Genomic DNA, 19,473 nt, shown 5'->3' with positions numbered 1-19,473 from the left:
AATTTCATCGATCCTGCCTTGCGGAACTGTCGATACGTCGTGCACAGTGAGGTCGTGGCCAGTCGAAGCGCAGACCAGAGGGACTCCCGCGAGTCCAAGAACGGCACACCCCAGCTGGACGCCGTCTCCCTCGCCATCATCGAACAGCTCCAGGAGGACGGCCGCCGGCCGTACGCCGCGATCGGCAAGGCCGTCGGCCTGTCCGAGGCGGCGGTGCGCCAGCGCGTCCAGAAGCTGCTCGACCAGGGCGTGATGCAGATCGTCGCCGTCACGGACCCGCTCACCGTGGGGTTCCGCAGGCAGGCGATGGTCGGGGTGAACGTCGAGGGCGACGTGGAGGCCGCGGCCGACACGCTGGCCGCCATGGACGAGTGCGAGTACGTCGTGATGACCGCGGGCTCCTTCGACCTGATGGTGGAGATCGTCTGCGAGGACGACGACCACCTGCTGGAAGTCATCAACAAACGCATCCGGGCCGTCCCCGGAGTGCGCTCCACCGAGAGCTTCGTCTACCTCAAGCTGAAGAAGCAGACCTACATGTGGGGAACCCGATAGCCGTGAGTACCAAGGACCTCAGCAAGACCGCGTACGACCACCTGTGGATGCACTTCACCCGCATGTCCTCGTACGAGAACGCGCCCGTCCCCACCATCGTCCGGGGCGAGGGCACCTACATCTACGACGACAAGGGCAAGCGCTACCTCGACGGTCTCGCCGGTCTGTTCGTGGTCCAGGCGGGCCACGGACGCACGGAGCTGGCGGAGACGGCGTTCAAGCAGGCACAGGAGCTGGCGTTCTTCCCGGTGTGGTCCTACGCCCACCCCAAGGCCGTCGAGCTCGCGGAGCGGCTCGCCGACCACGCGCCGGGCGACCTGAACAAGGTCTTCTTCACCACCGGCGGCGGCGAGGCGGTAGAGACCGCCTGGAAGCTCGCCAAGCAGTACTTCAAGCTGGTCGGCAAGCCCACCAAGCACAAGGTCATATCCCGCGCGGTCGCCTACCACGGCACCCCGCAGGGCGCCCTGTCCATCACCGGACTGCCGGGCCTGAAGGCCCCGTTCGAGCCGCTGGTGCCGGGCGCGCACAAGGTCCCCAACACCAACATCTACCGGGCCCCGATCTTCGGCGACGACCCGGAGGCCTTCGGCCGCTGGGCCGCCGACCAGATCGAGCAGCAGATCCTCTTCGAGGGCCCGGACACGGTCGCCGCGGTCTTCCTGGAGCCGGTGCAGAACGCCGGCGGCTGCTTCCCGCCGCCGCCCGGCTACTTCCAGCGGGTGCGCGAGATCTGCGACCAGTACGACGTACTGCTGGTCTCCGACGAGGTCATCTGCGCCTTCGGCCGCCTCGGCACGATGTTCGCGTGCGACAAGTTCGGCTACGTCCCGGACATGATCACCTGCGCCAAGGGCATGACCTCTGGCTACTCCCCCATCGGCGCGTGCATCGTCTCCGACCGCCTCGCCGAGCCCTTCTACAAGGGCGACAACACCTTCCTGCACGGCTACACCTTCGGCGGCCACCCGGTCTCCGCCGCGGTGGGCCTGGCCAACCTCGACCTGTTCGAGCGCGAGGGCCTGAACCAGCACGTGCTGGACAACGAGGCCGCGTTCCTCTCCACCCTGCAGAAGCTGCACGACCTGCCGATCGTCGGCGACGTCCGCGGCAACGGCTTCTTCTACGGCATCGAGCTCGTCAAGGACAAGGCGACCAAGGAGTCCTTCGACGAGGAGGAGACCGAGCGCGTCCTGTACGGCTTCCTGTCCAAGGCGCTGTTCGACAACGGCCTGTACTGCCGCGCCGACGACCGCGGCGACCCGGTCGTCCAGCTCGCCCCGCCGCTGATCTCGAACCAGGAGACCTTCGACGAGATCGAGCAGATCCTGCGGGCCACCCTCACGGAGGCATGGACCAAGCTGTGACCCGTCGGTGCGGGGTTCGTCCTCCCGGATGACCGGCAGCGGCCCCGGGCCACCCGTTCGAGTGAGAAACGGGGGTCCGGGGCCGTTCGCTGTCCCGGCTCACGGGTTCCTCCTGCTTAGCGTGCGAGGTGACCGATCGCCCTTGCCATCGTTCGCCCGAACGGGTCCCCCGGACGGGGATCGGCACGGGAAAACGGATCAGAACCGAGGTGTACGCGATGGTGGCCCCGCCGGACAACGACGTGCTCTGGGCACGCGCCCTGCACTTCCAGCACAACGGCTCACCCGCGCTGCGCGGGGTCTCCCTCGGGGTGCGCGAGGGTGAGATCCTGGCCGTCACCGGCCCGCGCGGCAGCGGCAAGACGACCCTGCTGCAGTGTCTGGCGGGGCTGCTGCCCGCCCAGCAGGGCGAGGTCTGGTTCAACAGCACGCCCGTGCACACCATGGGCCCGCTCACCCGCGAGAGGCTGCGGCGCGACCGGTTCGGCTGGATCGACCCGGTGCCGATGCTGGTCCCCGAGCTGAACGCCTGGGAGAACGCGGCGCTGCCGCTGCTGCTGCGCGGCACCAGCCGCCGCCGCGCCAAGACCGCCGCGCTGGAGTGGCTGGAACGCCTCGACATCGGCGACAGCGCCCGCAAGCGCCCCCACGAGCTGACCCAGGCGCAGCGGCAGCGGGTCGCCGTCGCCCGGGCGCTCGCCACCTGCCCGACCGTGCTCTTCGCGGACGAGCCGACCGCCTCCCTGCACCGCGCCGACGGCGCCCAGGTGCTGCGCACGCTCACCACGGCGGCCCGCTCGCACGGCATCACCGTCGTCATCGCCACCCACCCGGCCCAGGCCGCGGACCTCGCCGACCGGACGGTGTCGCTGCTGGACGGTCGGCGCGTGAACACCGTCCACCTGCCACCGGTTTCCGAGACGGAAGGCCGTCAGACGTGCTCGCTCTCCGCCTAGCCCGCGGGGCGCGCCCCCTGGTCCAGCTCCGCCGGCTCCTGGTCGTCGCGGCCTCGGCGGGCACGGGCTTCCTGCTGCTCTTCACGCTGGGGTACGCGCTGGGGCACCCCGAGGCGGCGGACGGCTCGACACTGCGTCTCGCCTGGTGCCTCGCGCCGATCGCGGCCACCGTGTACCTCGCGGTCGCCGTCGCCCGCACGGACCCCGGCACCCGTCCACGGTCCGGTCTGGCGGCGATCGGCCTCGGCCCGGCCCGGCTGATGGTCCTTTCGGCGACCACCACGGCCCTCACGACCTCGCTCGGCTCGCTGCTGGCTCTGCTGGGCTTCCTGCACTTGCGCGGCGACCCGACGGGGATGCCGCTGGACGGCGCGGCGGCGGACCTCCTCGCCGCCGACCAGCCCCTGCCCGTCCCCGCGGCGCTCACGCTGCTGGCGCTGGTGCCGTTCACGGCGTCCGCGGCGACCGCGGTGGCGCTGCGCCCGCGGGGCGAACGGCCACCGCACGGCGGCGACGCCGACCGCGACGACTCCCACGAGGTGCCGGCCGAGGATGCGGTACCAGAGCCTCCCACCGCCCCCCAGCCCGCCCCCGGCGGCCTTCCCTGGGGTGTGGCCGCCCTCGCCGCGGGGTTCGCCGTCGAGGCGCACGCGAGCCGGCCGGGCCCGGCACCGAGTGCTCCGCTGCCCGGCGGGCTCACGGGCGGGCCCGTGGCGGTGCTCGCGGGCTGGGCGCTGACCGCTCTGGGACTCGCGCTGGCGGGGCCCGCGCTGACACATCTGTGCGGGTGGCTGTTGCAGGCGGTGCGCCCGGGTGCCGTGCGGCTGCTGGCCGGGCGCGGTCTGCAGGAGGAGGCACGGCGGATCGGCCGGCCGCTGGGGGTGGTGTGCGCGGTGGCGTCGGGTTTCTACGCCATGGCGGCGCTGTACGCCGACACGCGCCCGTCCCCGGGGCCGCTGACGACGCTGGGCGCGGCGGTGGTGGGGGCTGCGCCGTCGCGGCCTTGGCGACGGCCGCGGTCGAGGCGAGGCAGGCGCGCACCGACACGGTCGCCGCGCTGGTGCGACTCGGCGCCCCGGCCACCGTGCTGCGCACCGCGGCACTGCTGCGCGCGGGCGCTCTGGCGGCGGTGTTCACGCCGCTGACCTGGGTCGTCGCGGAGCTGGCGGCCATGCCGCTGACGGGCTGAGAACCTCCCGGAAGGTTTTTTCGCGACCGGCGATGAGTTTGGCATCGGCGCGCGGTCCATCTCTGCGTACGGCTCATCCGCCACGTTGAAAGAGAGGCCGCCCATGTACCGGCAGATGATCTTCGTGAACCTGCCCGTCGCCGACGTCGAGACGTCGAAGAAGTTCTTCACGGAGCTGGGCTACACCATCAACCCGCAGTTCACGACGGACGACTGCGCCTGCGTCGTGATCAGCGACACCATCATCGCGATGCTGCTGAGCCACCGGCACTACGCCAACTTCACCAAGAAGGAGATCGCGGACGCCACCAGGACCAGCGAGGTGCTGCTGTGCCTGAGCGCCGAAAGCCGCGAGAAGGTCGACGAGTTGGTCGACCGGGCGGTCGCCGCGGGCGGCACGGAGTCCGGCGAGGCGCAGGACTACGGCCACATGTACGGCCGTGCCTTCGACGACCCGGACGGTCACACCTGGGAGGTCATGTGGATGGACCCGGCGGCGGTGCAGGGCTGAGCACACGCGGGTGAACGGGCCTGCCCCGGCGGGGGGTTGAGACGGCTCTTCGGATTTCAAACGCATGGGCGGTTAATGAGCAGGCAAAGACGGCCGTCATGCCGGACATCGGCGTTGACAGCACTTAGCTACCGCTTATAAACCTGTGAGCCTCGCGGGGATGTTGTGATTGCAGCGCAACGTCCCCTGAACCCCCCGCAGTTGCGCATCCCGTGAAGGGCAATCGTGTCCATATCCTCCCGCACCGCTCGAACGGTGCGCATCCTCGGCGTCGCCTCGGCCTCCGCCGCGCTCGCACTCGGCGTCGCCGGCAACGCGCTCGCCTGCAACATCCGTGACTTCTCGGCCGTCGCCTCCTGCGACAGCGGGAAGGGCAGCATCACCGTCACCGACACGGACGCCTCGCGCAAGGAGGCGACCGTCACCGTCTACCTGGAAGAGAACGGCGCTGACGCGAAGAAGGTCGGTGAGAAGACGGTCACCGGGTCCAAGGACGGTGCGATCGTCACGTTCTCCGAGGACTGGGCGGCGAACGCCAAGTACCGCGTCCGCATCGACGTCGAGGGCATCCTCCACCAGGACCTCGACATCCTGACCACCCCGTCGAAGGCCTGCGCCACCTCGGAGACCACTCCGCCGGCCTCCGAGTCCACCCCGCCGGCCTCGGACACCCCGACCCCGTCGGCCACCCCGTCCTCGTCCGCCACGCCGTCGCAGGCGGAGACCACGGCTCCCGCCACGGCCGGGGACAACTCCCCCTCGCCCGCGGCGGGCAGCTCCAACCTCGCCGAGACCGGTGCCAGCTCCAGCACGCCCATGATCGCCGGTATCGCCGGCGGCCTGGTCGTCATCGGTGGCGGCGCGGTGTTCTTCGGCATGCGCCGCCGCGGCAGCGCGTCGAAGGGCAACTGACGCCTCCGCGCCCGTACGCATCGACGGCCCGCCCCTTCTGCGGGGGCGGGCCGTCGTGCGTGCCGCACATCAGTCCGGCTTGCGAACCATGAACACGTCCACCGGATCCTCGCTCTCCGCTGTGAACCCGTGCCGCTCGTAGAGCCGTCGGGCGGGACTGCCCTGGAGCACGTTCAACCGGACGAGGACACCGCGGGAGTCACACCGCTCCAGCAGCTCGCGCAGCACTCCCGAACCGATGCCGCTGCCCTGGAGGTCCGGCGCCAGGTAGAAGTGCTCGAGCCAGTGGGCGTCCTCGGCCGGTCGCAGCGCCACGCAGCCGGCGAACGCGCCGCCCACCTCGATCACCCATGTGTGGGCCGGGTCGAATCGGTCCCGCAGCCGCTGCCGCACCCGCTGCTCGTCGTACCGTCCGAGCCGTTCCAGGTCCGCCCGCATCACCACGGCACGCAACTCGACCACCGCCTCGACGTCCGACACCGACGCCGGGCGCATGTGCCACTCCGCCATGATCGCCACCCTAGGTGGCGGACGCGCCGCCGAGCACCACGATTTCCGCTGCGTCGAACACGACCCCGACCTCGTCCCCGGGTTCCGGCGCCGACCGCAGCGGGCAGGCCGCCTCCAGTGCGGGGGCCTCCTCCGGTCGCAGGCGTACGGCGACGTGGGTGCCGCGGAAGGTGCGGGCGGTCACGGTGCAGCCCAGGCCCTCGGTGGGGTTCGTCAGCCGTACGCCCCCGGGACGCACGAGCAGCGTGCCGGGCCCCTGCGGGGAGCCTTCCGGGACCGGCAGCTTGCCCCACGGGGTGTCCGCGGCCTCGCCGGCGACGGTCGCCTCCACCACGTTGTCGAAGCCGAGGAAGCGCGCCACGAACTCGTTCGCGGGCCGCTGCCACACCTCGAGCGGCGTACCCGACTGGGCGATCCGTCCGTCGCGCATCACCACGACCCGGTCGGCGAGCGCGAAGGCCTCGCCCTGGTCGTGGGTGACGGCGAGCACGGTCGTGCCCAAGCGGCCGAACAGGTCGCGCAGTTCGACGACGAGCCGCTCGCGCAGGGACCGGTCGAGCTGGCCCAGCGGCTCGTCCAGCATCAGCAGCCGCGGCCGGGGCGCGAGGGCGCGGGCGAGCGCGACGCGCTGCTGTTCGCCGCCGGAGAGCTCCGACACCGCCCTGCGCGCGGCCCCCGGAAGTCCGACCAGGTCGAGCAACTCCGCTGTGCGTGCCTCCCGTTCGGCGCGCGCGGTGTTGTGCATACGCAGTCCGAAGGCGACGTTCCCGCCGACGTCCCGCTGCGGGAACAGCTGATGGTCCTGGAACATAAGGCCCACCTCGCGCCGGTGCGCGGGCACCCCGTCCAGGTCACGGCCGTCGAGGAAAAGCCGCCCCGCGTCGAGGGGTTGCAGCCCGGCCACCGTCCGCAGCAGCGTCGACTTGCCGCTGCCGCTCGGCCCGAGCACGCACACGATCTCCTGCTCGGCGACCTCGAGGTCCACTCCGTCGAGCGCGGTGCGCCCGTCGAAGCGTACGGTCGCGCCTTGCAGCGTGAGCATCGTCAGAACTCCCCCGTCCGATCGGTCCGCAGCCTCTCCAGCACTCCCAGCGCCACCGCGCACACCACCATCAGAATCGTCGACAGGGCCATCGCCTGCCCGTAGTTGAGGTCGCCGGGCCGGGCGAGCAGCCGCGCCACGGCCACCGGCAGCGTCGGGTTGTCGGGCCGCGCGATGAACACGGTCGCCCCGAACTCGCCCAGCGACACGGCGAACGCGAACCCGGCCGCGATCAGCAACGCCCGCCGCACGATCGGCAGATCGACCTCGCGCCACACCCGCCACGGCGACGCGCCGAGCACGGCGGCCGCCTCCCGCAGCCGTTCGTCCACGGCCCGCAGCACGGGCAACATGGTGCGCACGACGAAGGGGGCGCCCACCAGCGCCTGCGCGAGCGGCACCAGGATCCAGGAGCCGCGCAGGTCCAGCGGCGGTTCGTCGAGCGCGATGAGGAAGCCGAACCCGACGGTCACCGCGGACACGCCGAGCGGCAGCATCAGCAGCGCGTCGAAGCCCCGTACGAGCCGGCCGGCGTCCCTGCGGGCGAGGGCCGCGGCGGCGAGCGAACCGATCAGTACCGCGATGAGTGTGGCCGCGACGGCGTACTGGAGGGAGTTCACGATGGCGTCGACGGGCGGGACGAGGAAGGTGCTGTCGTCGCTGCGGGTCAGCGCCTTGTAGTAGGCGAAGCCGGGCGCGTCGAGCGAGCGCTGGACGAGGACGGCGAGCGGCAGGACGAGTAGGAGGGCGACGGTCGCGAGGACCGCGCCGAGCAGCGCCCACTGTGCGGCGCCGCGCGGCCTGCGCGCCGTGCGCGACGGGTCGACCAGCTTCAGCGCGCTCTCCCGGCGGCGCACCGTCCAGGCGTGCACCCCGAGGATCGCGCCCACCGCGGCGAACTGGACGATCGTCAGCACCGCGGCGGTGGACAGGTCGAAGATCTCCGAGGTCTGCCGGTAGATCTCCACCTCGAGGGTGGAGAAGGTGGGGCCGCCGAGGATCTGCACGACGCCGAAGGAGGTGAAGGTGAACAGGAACACCATCAGCGCGGCGGCGGCCACCGCCGGTGCGAGCGCGGGCAGCGTCACCGTCCGCCAGGCCGTGAGCCGGGAGGCGCCGAGCACGCGCGCGGCCTCCTCCTGGCGGGGGTCGAGCTGCGCCCACAGCCCGCCGACCGTGCGGACGACGACGGCGTAGTTGAAGAAGACGTGGGCGAGCAGGATGGCCCACACGGTGGTGTCGAGCCGTACGCCCCACAGGTCGTCGAGGAGGCCGCCGCGACCCACCAGCGCCAGGAAGGCGGTGCCGACGACGACCGTGGGCAGCACGAACGGGACGGTGACGACGGCACGCAGCACGTGCCTGCCCGGGAAGTCGTAGCGCGCGAAGACATACGCGCCGGGCAGCGCGATCAGCAGGGTCAGAGCGGTGGAGACGAGCGCCTGCCAGGTGGTGAACCACAGCACGTGCCGCATGTCCGGCTCGGCGAGCACGTCCATGACCCGCCCGAGCCGCCAGACCCCGTCCGCCTTCAGACCGCGTGCGACGATCGCGGCGACGGGGTAGGCGAAGAAGACCGCGAAGAACGCGACGGGCAGGGCCATCAGCCCGAGCCGCGCCGCGTTCCCCCGCCCGCGTGGGGTCACTTCAGTACGAGCGACGTCCACGACTTGACCCACTGGTCACGGTTGGCGGCGATCTTCGTCGGGGTCATGGTCTCGGGGTCCTTGGCCGCGGGCCCGTACGCGGTGAACTCCGCGGGCACCTTCGCTCCCCCGACCACCGGGTAGACGAACATGTTGAGCGGCATGTCCTCCTGGAACCTCCTGCTGATCAGGAAGTCGAGGAACGCCTTGCCGCCCTTGGTGTTGTGCGCGTTGCTCAGCAGACCGGCGAACTCGATCTGGCGGAAGCAGGTGCCGGTGGCGACACCGGTCGGCGCGGTCTTGGGCCGGGGGTCGGCGTAGACGACCTCGGCGGGCGGCGAGGAGGCGTAGGAGACGACGAGCGGCCGGTCGCCCTTGGCCTTCTTGCCGCCGGCGGAGCCGGAGAACTCCTGGTTGTAGGCCTGCTCCCAGCCGTCGACCACCTTCACGCCGTTGGCCTTGAGCTTCTTCCAGTAGTCCGGCCATCCTCCGTCGCCGTACTTCGCGGCGGTGCCGAGCAGGAAACCGAGGCCGGGCGAGGACGTGGAGGCGTTCTCGGTGACGAGGAGGTTCTTGTACTCGGGCTTGACGAGGTCGTCGAAGGACGCCGGCGGGGTCAGCTTGTGGTCGGCGAAGTACTTCTTGTCGTAGTTGACGCAGATGTCGCCGTAGTCGATGGGCGTGACCCGGTGCTTGCCGGCGTCCAGCTGGTACGGGGTGCCGACCTGGTCGAGGCCCTTGGCCTCGTACGGCTGGAAGAGGCCGTTGTCCAGCGCCCTGGACAGCAGTGTGTTGTCGACGCCGAAGAAGACGTCGCCCTGCGGGTTGTCCTTGGTGAGGATCGCCTTGTTGACGGCCTGGCCCGCGTCGCCGTCCTTGAGGACCTTGACGGTGTAGCCGGACTCCTTCTCGAACGCCGCGATGACGCTCTTGGAGGCGGCCCACGAGTCATGGCTGACGAGGGTCACGGTCTTTGAGTCGCCGCTGCCGTTCCCGCTTGCGGAACCGGACGACCCGCACGCGGACAGCGTGACCATGCCCAGCCCGACGGCCACGGCCGCCCACTGCTTACCGGTGATGCTCAACTGGATTCCTCCTGGGGGTGACCAGGAAGAGACGCGGCCCCGCCCCGGACCTCGGAGGGTCCCGGGCAGGGCGCAACAGCTCGAGTGAAGACCGAACTCCCTACCCAGAATGACCTGGGCGAGGTTCAGAGGGTCTGCGGTCGATACCGCACTCTCAGCGCTGTGGCGCTCCCCTGTCGGAATATGAAGATGTACGTACTGACTGACGGCCCTCAGACTACCGCTCGGTGGCGGCGAGCTGACCGCACGCCCCGTCGATCTCCTGACCCCGGGTGTCCCGGATCGTCACCGGCACACCGTGGGCGGCGATCGCCTCGACGAACGCCTTCTCGTCCTCGGGGCGGGAGGCGGTCCACTTGGAGCCGGGCGTCGGGTTCAGCGGGATCAGGTTGACGTGCACGGGCTTGCCCTTGAGCAGCCGGCCCAGCAGGTCACCGCGCCACGCCTGGTCGTTGATGTCCCGGATGAGGGCGTACTCGATGGACAGCCGGCGTCCGGACTTCTCGACGTATTCGAATCCGGCGTCGAGGACCTCGCGCACCTTCCACCGCGTGTTGACGGGGACGAGGGTGTCGCGCAGCTCGTCGTCCGGGGCGTGCAGGGAGATGGCGAGACGGCACTTGAAGCCCTCGTCGGCGAACCGGTGGATGGCCGGCACCAGTCCGACGGTTGAGACGGTGATGCCGCGCTGCGAGAGGCCCAGCCCGTCCGGCGCGGGGTCGGTGAGGGCGCGGACGGCGCCGACGACCCGCTTGTAGTTCGCGAGTGGCTCGCCCATCCCCATGAAGACGATGTTGGACAGCCGCGCCGGGCCGCCGGGGATCTCGCCGTCGCGCAGCGCCCGCATGCCGTCCACGATCTGGTGCACGATCTCGGCGGTGGACAGGTTGCGGTCCAGGCCCGCCTGGCCGGTGGCGCAGAACGGGCAGTTCATGCCGCAGCCCGCCTGCGAGCTGATGCACATGGTGACCCGGTCCGGGTAGCGCATCAGCACGGACTCGACGAGCGTGCCGTCGAACAGCCGCCACAGCGTCTTGCGGGTGGTGCCCTGGTCCGTCGCCAGATGCCGGACGACCGTCATCAGCTCCGGGAGCAGCGCCTCCTGGAGCTTGCCGCGGGAGGGCGCGGGGATGTCGGTCCACTGCTCCGGGTCGTGCGCGAACCGCGCGAAGTAGTGCTGCGAGAGCTGCTTGGCGCGAAACGGCTTCTCGCCGATCGCGGCGACCGCCTCCTTGCGCTCGGCGGGCGAGAGATCAGCGAGATGCCGCGGCGGCGTCTTGGCTCCGCGCGGCGCGACGAAAGTGAGTTCTCCGGGCTTAGGCATGGCTCAACCAGTGTCGCAGATCCAATCGGGTGACCTGGGGCTGTCACTGGCTACGACTGTCGTTAGTAGTAGTCACCGGTGCCGCTGAGCGGCCTCGGACGGCCCAGGGACGGCCCAGCGGAGATCACTTGTCGGCTGCCGCCCACTCATCGAGCCGGACCTTGACCTGGTGGTTGTGGGCGGCGTGCCAGATGACCTCCCCGCTGACGGAGGCCCCGAGGGCCGGGAGGTCCATCCCGTGCGGCATGGCCGTGATCTCCGCCAGCGCTCTGGCGTTCGGCACGCCGTCAATACGTATGAAGACCCCGAAGCGCTGGCGCCCGACGACCTCGCCGGTGATCCGGGTTCCTACAGGCAGGGCCGCGACGGTTGCCGCCCAGTTCGACCGGACCGCATCAGCGGCCGGCACTTCAGGACCCGTGGGCCAGGCGTACTCATCCATCGGTAGATCATGACGCCCTGGGACCGGTGCTCAGAAAATGTGGGCGCACCCCGGCAGGCTAGACCAGCGGGTCCGCCGGGCTACCGTTACAGGCTGCCCAGCGTCGTCGTCCGCGCTCGTTGCCGTCAGCGTTGCCGTCATTGCTGTCTGGGTCTTGATACGGACCGCCGCTCTGCAAGTTCGATCACTCTGCTGAGCGGCGTGCCGAAACGCGGCTCGATCTTGGATCGCGCCTCACGGCCCTGGGCTGTGATCTCGTGTGGGCGTCGACGTGGATGGAAGAGGCAAACGAGGCCGTCGCCCCACGCATCGGACTACCACGGCTGCCCGTCGTCGAGTGGCCGGACGCCTGTACCGACAGCAGTCCGCGGGGCCTGCACTGGAAGACCCCTCATCTCGTCGAGTGGGCCAACCGCCGGCCGTTCATCTGGGTCGACGACGAGATCAGCAGCATGGACCGCCTGTGGGTCGCTGCCCGACATCCTGGGCCGTCGCTTCTTCGCCGCGTCGACCCGACCAAGGGCTTGGAAGACGCCGACTTCTCCGTGCTCGCCGATTGGCTCAGGCGCTGGAGGCGAGCCGAGGGGCAGGCGCTTAGAAGGCGCTCTGTGGGTGCGTCCCGTCCTCCTCTTGACCTGTGACTCTTCCTCAGCTGAGCGGCTTGTCGGTAGAACTTCGACACGGATTCGACACGCAGTGTCCTGGTGGCTCTGTACGGTGCCAACGACACACACGCTGAGTACTAACTGTTGGGGGCGGGCATGACGGAGTATCTGTCTGAGGTTGATCCGCGATGGGCTGGGCACTCGGGCGAAGAGGGGCACTGCGGCGCCCCGGAATGGGGTCCGGAGGACTTGCAGCGCGCCGCAGTGTTCTGGGCTGAACTCGCACCGCAGGCCCGGCAGGTGCTCGAGTACTTGGCGCGCAACCCTGGCCGGCGGATCCACTGCACGGAGCTGGCGGACAAGGCCCTGGACGGGCCGAACGAGAGTGATCCGGCGCGGCGCGTGGCAGGGGTGCTGTCCGGGATGAGCAAGGGACACAGCAACAGTGGGCGGCGGCTTCCGTTCTACTGGTGGGAGGCACCCGAGGGGAGCGCGGGCGCGACGTACGCAGTCCGCCCCTCGGTGGCAGCGGTGTTCCTGGCCGCTCGGCTCGGCGAGTGACTCCATCATCGCTCATGGCCTAGGTGTTCTGGCCGGCGGATCATGGGCCGAGCGAGGGCCGGACCGAGGCGAGGGCCGACCAGTGCCCTAATCGTGTTGACCGCCCCCGACAGGCAGTGCTGGAGTCGGCACGTGGACAGCATCCCCGCCAACCGGCGGCTCTGGAACCAGATCAGCAGCGCCTACCAGCGCGAACACGACCCGCAGATCGGGGCCACCCCCCGGCTGTGGGGCATGTACTCCATCCCCGACGCGCACCTGAACGCCCTGGGCGACGTCACCGGCAAACGCGTCCTCGAACTGGGCTGCGGCGCCGGCCAGTGGTCCAGGGCGCTCGCCGCCGAGGGTGCCACTGTGGTGGGGCTCGACCTGTCCGAAGCGCAACTCGCCGCAGCGAGCCGCGCGATGGGAGCGGCCAGCTATCCGCTGGTGCAAGGCGCCGCCGAACGACTCCCCTTTGCTGCCGACAGCTTCGACCTGGTGTTCTGCGACTTCGGTGGGCTCAGCTGGGCACCCCCGCACCTGGCCGTCCCGCAGGCCGCGCGCGTCTTGCGCCCAGGCGGGCGCCTGGTGTTCAACGTCGCCAGCCCATGGTTCGAAGTCTGCTACGACGAAGCCGCCAGCCGCGTGACCACGACGCTGCAGAAGGAATACTTCGGGCTGAACACCATTGCCGAAGACGGCGACGCGACCAGCTATCAGCAAACCTACGGCGACTGGGTCAGGGTCCTGCGCGGCGCGGGACTCGTCATCGACGACCTCATCGAGCCGCGGCCCGAACCCGGAACACCCAACGGCTACAACGAAACCGACCCACCCGACTGGGCACACCGCTGGCCGGCGGAACTGCTCTGGGTAACCCACAAACCGTAAGTTCCGCCGCGCCAAGACGTGAAGGCATCCCCTCGCCGGGCAGGCCTAAGGGACCGCTGATCTCGCAGTGGCGCCTCGCTGACGACCAACTCTCGTCGACGGGACGCACGCCTTTTGCACCTCACGCTGCGGCCGTCAGCCGCCCCCGGAGTGACGGTTAGCGTTGATCGGGATCTCGTAGACGACCTCGCAATGCGCGGCGGGCACCACAATGTCCGCCGTCTCCACAGGGCGCCCCTGGTCGCTGTAGTACGTCCGCCGGATGTGCGTCACGAGCGCGGCCTTCTGGATGCCCAGGAGTGAAGCCTCCTCGGAGGTCGCATGCCTCGGCTCCGGCTGCTCCACGGCGTGGCTGACCGTGACCCCGATGGCCGCCATCCGGTTCACGACCCCCGCCCCGGCGTGCGGCCCTCCCTCGGGGAGTACGACGAGAGTGCCGGCGGTGAGGTCGTACGGCTCCCAACTCGTCGAAAGCTGCACCGACCTGCCGTCGGCCAGGAACTCGTACGACGTCCTGACGCAGAGGTCGCCCTCGGCAATGCCGAGCCGCGCCGCGATCTCCGCCGGAGCCGGCACCTTGGCCTCGGTACGGCTCTCCCAATCCCCTTGCCTGCCCAAAGCCTTCATGTCTGCTCGGAACGGCGACCCGTTAGGCCACTCGGCATCTGCCCCATCTCGGCCCGGAGGTGACGCGGTGAGGAGTTCGGCTTCCAGCGTCACGCCGGCGCCCGACATCGAGGCCAGGGGGCAGCGCAGGGATGACGACACGGGACGAACTGAGACTGCTCCCATGGGCGGGGCCTGACGGAAAGCCGTGCTACCTGAGCACCGATGACCAAGGCGGATACGTGTCGCGCCTGGCGGACCACATCGAGGCGTTCCAGCACGGGATGGCATCACAACTGCTGGAGCACGCACGTCAGGTACTCGACGACGACACCGAAGACCTGGAGGTGTTGCGCCTTCTCGCCTCCCAGTTGACCAGCGCCCTGCGGGACGTGCTGCGCGTAGCGACCAGTCGCGGACGCAGACCTGCCGCGCCTGGGCACCCCTAGGTGACTGAGCGGCAGCGTGCGTAGTACGGCGGGGAGCCTCGCAGACGGTCCGGGGCTCCCTGTTCTGGTCCGGCATGCACTTGGCACGCCCGTGTGGGGCTGGGCTTGGTGACCACCCCTCTCGGAGTTCGATCCGAGCCTGCTCCGGAGGCCATCATCGACGGGTGCGACGACCGGACAGGGGTGCTGGTGTACGCCCTCGTCCGGCGTTGTTGATGTCAGCCGTGGATGTCAGAAGCCTTCTGATCCGTAGCTCTGCAGAGATTGGTCAACGACGGTCACAGAGGTCGCCGCGAGGCCCGTCAGAGGCACTGCCGGTCATGGTCAGTTGCTGTGGTTGCTGTACTGCGCTGCTGTACTGCAGCCGCCGAACTCCTGCCTGATCTTCTAGGCACCCGTGTTTGCCACGAGTCAGACGTAATCGGCGAAGGCTCGCCGCACCGAGCCTGATAGACGGTCTGGGGCCACCCACCTCGTGATCTGACAGTGGCGGGTGATAGCTATGTGCCCCATGGACACCGAGCACGCTCGCCCCGAAGACCTGGCCATGCTCCGGGCGGCCTTTGACACCGGGGAGCCCCTGGGCTGGGAGGCAGTCCGCGCCTTCGAGACGGAACACGGAATCACGTTGCCCGAGCCCTACCGGACCTGCGTCGCGGAGATAGCCGACGGCTGCAGCTTCGGCCCGCCCGACTACGGCCTGGTGCCGCTGGCCGAGCTACCCGATGACTGGGGCGACGACCGCCCGGTCCGTGAGCTGGCCAAGCCGTTCCCGCTCACGGAGATGTGGCTGTGGGAAGAGGACGATATACCGGACGACGAACTGGGTCCGACGCTGGATCCCGTCTTCGACCACGGGTCGATCGTGCTGGGCACTGACGGCTGCGGCATGTACTGGCACTTGATCGTCGCAGGCCCCCACCGTGGACACGTCTGGAACATCTGCGGCGAGGGTGCCGGACCGTTTGGGTCCGAGTTCGGTTTCACCACCGGCGAGCCCGGCTTCGCCGGCTGGGTCCGTCACTGGGTCGAGGGCAAGCCCTGGTCTGATGCAATGTGACCTTGGATGGCGGTGTGCCACTCCGTTGCTCCGTTGGCAGCATCAGCTTGGGAAGCTGCGAGCATTTGGAGGCGCTTGCAGCGCTGACCTGGGCAGACGGCTGACCTGTGGCTTCATCGGCGGGTGTAGCTTTCACCGTAAATCCCCGCTGTTCCCCGCCAGTTCTGGTGCGGTTGTGGTGCGTGCACTCGTCATCCATGCTCCGGGGCCACCTACCGCTTCTGCGCGCTGTAGCGCTTCATCGGCGCAGTGATCCGTGCGTGGTCCGCCTGGCCGTTGAGCTCCACCACGAGATCGTCAGGACACAACTCGTAGAGATCGCCCCACCATCGACGTCGACGGTTGTCCCAGATCCGGTAACCACCCGGTACGCCCCGGGCGACGTATCGTCTCCTGCTCACGGTCCCCCGTTCCCGGCACAACCGCTGTCCGTCGGCGAGTCACCCCTGACGCGTGACCATACGCGGGCTGCGGCCAACCCGGCGAGGCAGTATGCAGCTGCTGACCCACACGCTATCCAACTGTGCTGGTGGGGTGTTGGTGTGCGTGCGGGAGCGTTCACCTGGGTTCATGGGCGGGTGGTCGGAGTGCGGGAGTGGGCCGCTGGTCTCGCCTGAACGTCCGTGAACGGCGGTGAATGAGACGGAAACTGAGACGGTGGCGACCGGCCGGGTACGTGCTCCTGCCCTGGTGAGCGCTCAAAGGTGACTCGCCACCTCGGCCTCGGTTCGACGTCGGGGCGAGCCGTACCGCCCGAGATGTGCCCATGGCCTGTCCTCCGCCACCTGACACGAGATCTTTGCTGGCCCGAAAAATCGAACACATGCTTGAATTTGGCCATGCGACCGTTTCCCGACGACCTAGCCCAGGCGCAGCAGGAGTGGAGTGCCACCTACCAGCAGCTTGCCGAGCGGCCCGCCCGTAGCGAGTTGCGCAGGCGTCTGTACCGGCTGTCGGCTCAGCTGTTCTTTCATCCCTACTGGCAGCAGCAGCGCCCGGGCCCTGCGGCGTGGCGGGAACTGCGTGATCTGGGACGCTCGGACGGGGACGTGAGTGAGCGGCTTCATCGATGACGCGCTGGAATGTGGGGCCGCATGCGCCGGATGATCCTGAAGGCATGTCCGACGCGATTCGCGTGGTCGTGCATCCGCCGTCTCCCACGGGGGGTCGGCGCGTACGCGTGGACGGCGAGACCCTCGGCCTGGCCCACAGCGTGGTCGACGTCGCGGAGTTTCTGCGCCGGGCCGGGCTGGAGATCGACCCGGCGGAGGTGGCAGGGACCCCGTGGATCGACTGGCGCGGAGTAGGGCCGGAACGCTGGAGCCCGGAGACGTGATGCCTTGCGCGGATCGCGCCGGGGCCATCACCTTCTGATCCGTAGTTCCACAGAGATCGGTCAATGAGGGACATAGAGGCTGCCATACGGTCCCTCAGGGTTGCTGTGGGTCATGGTCGGTTGCTGAGGTTGCTGTACTCCGCTGCTGTGCCATGTCACCGATCCACTCGGGACTCCGTCTGGCGGCTCCCCGGTTGCTGCCCGGCGTACGCCGGCTCGGGAGGCGATCAGGGCGGGTACTTGCCGGCGCCTCGCGTCGCTGACGCGGGTGGATAGTGACAGCCTGACAAGGGGAGGCACATCGTTTTCACACTTGTCCGGGGGGAGAGGAGCAGCGGCATGGCGAAGCCGGCTGATGACCTGCGGACGCTGAGTCGCGAGGCCTATGTCCATCTGTATCCGCTGGTGACGATGGACGTCACGCGTGAGCAGTGCGTAAGCGTTCCGGCGGATGTCAAACCCGGCTTCGGACCGCCGAACCAGTTCCACCACATCCGCGAATTCCCGTCCGCGGACTTCCGTATCGTGGTGCGCCCGAACTTCGACACACTGTATTCGGCGTCCTGGCTGGACCTGACCGGCGGACCGGTGGACGTGTCCATCGACGACACGGGAGACAGGTATTTCTTGATGCCGATGCTCGACACGTGGACCGATGTGTTCGCCGTGCCGGGCAAACGCACCACGGGTACCGGCACCCAGAGCTACACCCTTATTGCACCCGGTGAACAGGTGCGGGTGTACGCACACCTGATGCCGTCGAGCCAGGAGCGTAATCGTCGCGCCGTTGACATGATTTTGGCGCAGGATCATTGAGCCTGCGAGGGGTTGCCACTGATGCCGACTGATGGGCTTGCCGCCCCAGCTTCCCGCTCTCGGCGACGTGCCATAACTGCCTGCGTGTAGTCGGTGGGCGGCGGCAGTACGTCACCCCGAAGGAAGGCACCGAGGCACGCTATCCCCTCAAATGGAGCGCTGAAAGCGCCCTGCCGACGATCGCGGTACGTGCCTTCAGTTCCTTGAAAGGCCAACATACTTGCTACCAGGATGTCGCCAATACGCTCAGCCAGCGCGCGATCCGGAAGCCTAGGAAGTGCCAGCAAGATGCGGTTGTGGTGTTCGTTCGCTTGTAAACGATAGGGGCTCACGACGCCTTCCGGCGCATCCTGGTCCGGATAGCTCCTGGCTAGTTCGTGAAGCGAAACGAACTCACGGGAGATCGCCTCGACGGTTTCCCCAACAAGCCGTTCTCGCTGCTCTCTGCGGGCTATAGCTTGCTGGCTGCGCTGGGCGACTAGCGTTGCTGCTATTGATCCTCCTGCACCCACAAGTGCGCCAGCGAAGCCGGCTACGGCACCCACCCACACCGCTGCATCCACGGGAACATCCTGGCTGATGAACCGTCATCGGGCACCGGCATTCGACGAACCGGCTCGGTCGACGGCCCGCAGACGGCCCAGCGCCCTACACCAGGCCCCCTACCGGTGCGAAACGCGCAGGTGGCGGGCCTGTTCGCATATGGTCACTGCCAGTTCTCCGGGCTTGGGCATGGTTCTCCCGGTGTCTCAGATCCACTGGTGCGGCCCGCGACCGAAGATTCACGAGGCCGTGACGGCCGGTTCGGTCTCCTGCCGGCGCGGCCCGTGTGCTCCGTCAGGTAGTGGCGGTGGCGCGGATGGCCGCGATGTCGAACTGGAGGCGGACCTTCTCGCTCACCATGGCGCCGCCCTCGGCGAGCCTGGCGTTGTAGGTCAGGCCCCAGTCGGAACGGTCGATCGTGGTGGTGCCGTCGAAGCCGACGCGCTCGTAACCGAACGGGTCCGTCACATGGCCGATGTAGGTGAGCTCCAGGTCGACGGGGCGGGTGGTGTCCTTGATGGTGAGGTCACCGGTCATGCGGTAGACGTCCCTGCCCACGAGGTGCACAGCGGTACTGGTGAAGATCATCCGCGGGTAGGTCGCGGAGTCCAGGAAGTCGCGACCGACCAGGTGCGCGTCGCGTTGCTCGACACCGGTGTCGACGCTGGCGGTGAACAGAGCGATGTCGGCACGGGAGCGGGCCGGGTCGCGGCCGTCGAAGTAGAGGCGGCTGTCGTACTGCGTGAAGGCGCCGCGCACCGTCGTCACCATGGCGTGCCGCACGGAGAACCCGATCCTGCTGTGCGCGGGGTCGATCATCCACTCGCCGGTGAGGGCCTGCAGGGCGGGATCGGGCAGAACGCCGGCACCCGTATGCGCCGGAGCGGCGGGGCTCAGCGGGGCACCGGGGGCCACGGGCGCGGCGGGAGCCGCCGCGCGTCGGAGTGGAGAGCTGCGGCCGAAAAGGTTCATGACGCATGTAGTTATGTCAGGGCGACCGGCGCCCGCAAGGGCTGGTCAGGAAACCCGACCCTTCATCGGCAGACCTTCACAGGTGGGCCCATCTGCCGGGTGTCGACGCGACA

Annotated in this window: 20 protein-coding genes and 3 pseudogenes; 14 read left to right on the top strand and 9 right to left on the bottom strand. The window is 69.2% G+C overall.

Annotation, left to right across the window (positions count from 1 at the left end; translation table 11 throughout):
- Positions 1-39: 39 nt before the first annotated feature.
- The 6 genes and pseudogenes from N8I84_RS28550 to N8I84_RS28525 all read left to right on the top strand — a co-directional run bounded on the left by N8I84_RS28550 (position 40) and on the right by N8I84_RS28525 (position 5,490).
- Positions 40-555, top strand: coding sequence for an Lrp/AsnC family transcriptional regulator (locus N8I84_RS28550; RefSeq protein WP_263232309.1), 516 nt, complete (start codon positions 40-42; stop codon positions 553-555).
- Positions 540-1,922 (top strand): aspartate aminotransferase family protein, encoded by a 1,383-nt coding sequence (locus N8I84_RS28545; protein WP_390898954.1) that lies wholly within the window; start codon positions 540-542, stop codon positions 1,920-1,922. Before N8I84_RS28550 ends, N8I84_RS28545 begins: the two co-directional genes overlap by 16 nt.
- A gap of 218 nt (positions 1,923-2,140) precedes the next feature.
- Positions 2,141-2,878 carry an ABC transporter ATP-binding protein gene (locus tag N8I84_RS28540; RefSeq protein ID WP_263232307.1) on the top strand — a complete coding sequence of 246 codons (738 nt, stop codon included), beginning with the start codon at positions 2,141-2,143 and terminating at the stop codon, positions 2,876-2,878.
- Positions 2,860-4,067, top strand: a pseudogene (locus N8I84_RS28535) (hypothetical protein). The gene N8I84_RS28540 and the pseudogene N8I84_RS28535 overlap by 19 nt, the downstream one beginning before the upstream one ends.
- A 103-nt stretch (positions 4,068-4,170) precedes the next feature.
- Positions 4,171-4,578 carry a VOC family protein gene (locus N8I84_RS28530; protein ID WP_263232306.1) on the top strand — a complete coding sequence of 136 codons (408 nt, stop codon included), beginning with the start codon at positions 4,171-4,173 and terminating at the stop codon, positions 4,576-4,578.
- A 225-nt stretch (positions 4,579-4,803) separates the two neighbouring features.
- Entirely contained in the window at positions 4,804-5,490 is a 687-nt protein-coding gene (locus N8I84_RS28525) for an LAETG motif-containing sortase-dependent surface protein (RefSeq protein WP_263232305.1), read from the top strand.
- A gap of 69 nt (positions 5,491-5,559) precedes the next feature.
- On the opposite strand, the gene N8I84_RS28520 is transcribed toward N8I84_RS28525, so the two are convergent.
- The 6 genes from N8I84_RS28520 to N8I84_RS28495 all read right to left on the bottom strand — a co-directional run bounded on the left by N8I84_RS28520 (position 5,560) and on the right by N8I84_RS28495 (position 11,539).
- The gene (locus N8I84_RS28520) at positions 5,560-6,000 is read right to left on the bottom strand and encodes a GNAT family N-acetyltransferase (RefSeq protein WP_263232304.1); all 441 of its coding nucleotides are present in this window, start codon (positions 5,998-6,000) and stop codon (positions 5,560-5,562) included.
- Positions 6,001-6,010: 10 nt separating this feature from the next.
- A complete protein-coding gene (locus N8I84_RS28515) occupies positions 6,011-7,042 on the bottom strand; it encodes an ABC transporter ATP-binding protein (RefSeq protein WP_263232303.1) in 1,032 nt (343 codons plus the stop codon).
- Between the two features lie 2 nt (positions 7,043-7,044).
- Positions 7,045-8,709: an ABC transporter permease gene (locus tag N8I84_RS28510; protein ID WP_263232302.1), complete on the bottom strand. Its 1,665-nt coding sequence runs from the start codon at positions 8,707-8,709 to the stop codon at positions 7,045-7,047.
- Positions 8,685-9,725, bottom strand: a complete 1,041-nt coding sequence (locus tag N8I84_RS28505) for a thiamine ABC transporter substrate-binding protein (RefSeq protein WP_390899059.1) — start codon at positions 9,723-9,725, stop codon at positions 8,685-8,687. Before N8I84_RS28505 ends, N8I84_RS28510 begins: the two co-directional genes overlap by 25 nt.
- Before the next feature lie 265 nt (positions 9,726-9,990).
- Positions 9,991-11,097, bottom strand: a complete 1,107-nt coding sequence (gene rlmN, locus N8I84_RS28500) for a 23S rRNA (adenine(2503)-C(2))-methyltransferase RlmN (protein WP_263232301.1) — start codon at positions 11,095-11,097, stop codon at positions 9,991-9,993.
- Between the two features lie 124 nt (positions 11,098-11,221).
- Entirely contained in the window at positions 11,222-11,539 is a 318-nt protein-coding gene (locus tag N8I84_RS28495) for a S1 domain-containing protein (protein WP_263232300.1), read from the bottom strand.
- Positions 11,540-11,751: 212 nt separating this feature from the next.
- On the opposite strand from N8I84_RS28495, the pseudogene N8I84_RS28490 reads away from it, so the two are divergent.
- From N8I84_RS28490 to N8I84_RS28480, 3 genes and pseudogenes are all read left to right on the top strand, one after another.
- Positions 11,752-12,180: pseudogene (locus N8I84_RS28490) on the top strand (hypothetical protein); the annotation flags it as partial.
- Between the two features lie 213 nt (positions 12,181-12,393).
- The gene (locus N8I84_RS28485) at positions 12,394-12,705 is read left to right on the top strand and encodes a DUF6416 domain-containing protein (protein WP_263232299.1); all 312 of its coding nucleotides are present in this window, start codon (positions 12,394-12,396) and stop codon (positions 12,703-12,705) included.
- A gap of 132 nt (positions 12,706-12,837) precedes the next feature.
- Positions 12,838-13,578 carry a class I SAM-dependent methyltransferase gene (locus N8I84_RS28480; protein ID WP_263232298.1) on the top strand — a complete coding sequence of 247 codons (741 nt, stop codon included), beginning with the start codon at positions 12,838-12,840 and terminating at the stop codon, positions 13,576-13,578.
- Between the two features lie 135 nt (positions 13,579-13,713).
- Here N8I84_RS28480 and N8I84_RS28475 read toward each other — a convergent pair.
- Positions 13,714-14,238 (bottom strand): annotated as a pseudogene (locus N8I84_RS28475) (UTRA domain-containing protein); the annotation flags it as partial.
- A 98-nt stretch (positions 14,239-14,336) separates the two neighbouring features.
- On the opposite strand from N8I84_RS28475, the gene N8I84_RS28470 reads away from it, so the two are divergent.
- A complete protein-coding gene (locus N8I84_RS28470) occupies positions 14,337-14,633 on the top strand; it encodes a hypothetical protein (protein WP_263232297.1) in 297 nt (98 codons plus the stop codon).
- Positions 14,634-15,144: 511 nt separating this feature from the next.
- Entirely contained in the window at positions 15,145-15,693 is a 549-nt protein-coding gene (locus N8I84_RS28465) for an SMI1/KNR4 family protein (protein ID WP_263232296.1), read from the top strand.
- 212 nt (positions 15,694-15,905) lie between these two features.
- Here the strand turns inward: N8I84_RS28465 and N8I84_RS28460 are convergent, their stop codons facing one another.
- Positions 15,906-16,094 (bottom strand): hypothetical protein, encoded by a 189-nt coding sequence (locus tag N8I84_RS28460; RefSeq protein ID WP_263232295.1) that lies wholly within the window; start codon positions 16,092-16,094, stop codon positions 15,906-15,908.
- 438 nt (positions 16,095-16,532) lie between these two features.
- Here N8I84_RS28460 and N8I84_RS28455 point away from each other — a divergent pair, with 438 nt between their 5' ends.
- From N8I84_RS28455 to N8I84_RS28445, 3 genes are all read left to right on the top strand, one after another.
- Complete coding sequence (locus N8I84_RS28455) at positions 16,533-16,766, top strand: hypothetical protein (protein WP_263232294.1); 234 nt, start codon at positions 16,533-16,535, stop codon at positions 16,764-16,766.
- Between the two features lie 44 nt (positions 16,767-16,810).
- Positions 16,811-17,029 (top strand): hypothetical protein, encoded by a 219-nt coding sequence (locus tag N8I84_RS28450; RefSeq protein WP_263232293.1) that lies wholly within the window; start codon positions 16,811-16,813, stop codon positions 17,027-17,029.
- 339 nt (positions 17,030-17,368) lie between these two features.
- A complete protein-coding gene (locus tag N8I84_RS28445; RefSeq protein ID WP_263232292.1) occupies positions 17,369-17,845 on the top strand; it encodes a DUF1254 domain-containing protein in 477 nt (158 codons plus the stop codon).
- Between the two features lie 837 nt (positions 17,846-18,682).
- Here the strand turns inward: N8I84_RS28445 and N8I84_RS28440 are convergent.
- The gene (locus N8I84_RS28440) at positions 18,683-19,360 is read right to left on the bottom strand and encodes a YceI family protein (protein ID WP_263232291.1); all 678 of its coding nucleotides are present in this window, start codon (positions 19,358-19,360) and stop codon (positions 18,683-18,685) included.
- Between the last annotated feature and the right edge of the window lie 113 nt (positions 19,361-19,473).

The organism is Streptomyces cynarae (assembly GCF_025642135.1).
GTDB classification, from domain to species: domain Bacteria; phylum Actinomycetota; class Actinomycetes; order Streptomycetales; family Streptomycetaceae; genus Streptomyces; species Streptomyces cynarae.
Note: the sequence above shows the minus strand (reverse complement) of the source record. Positions and strands in the feature narration are given on the sequence as shown.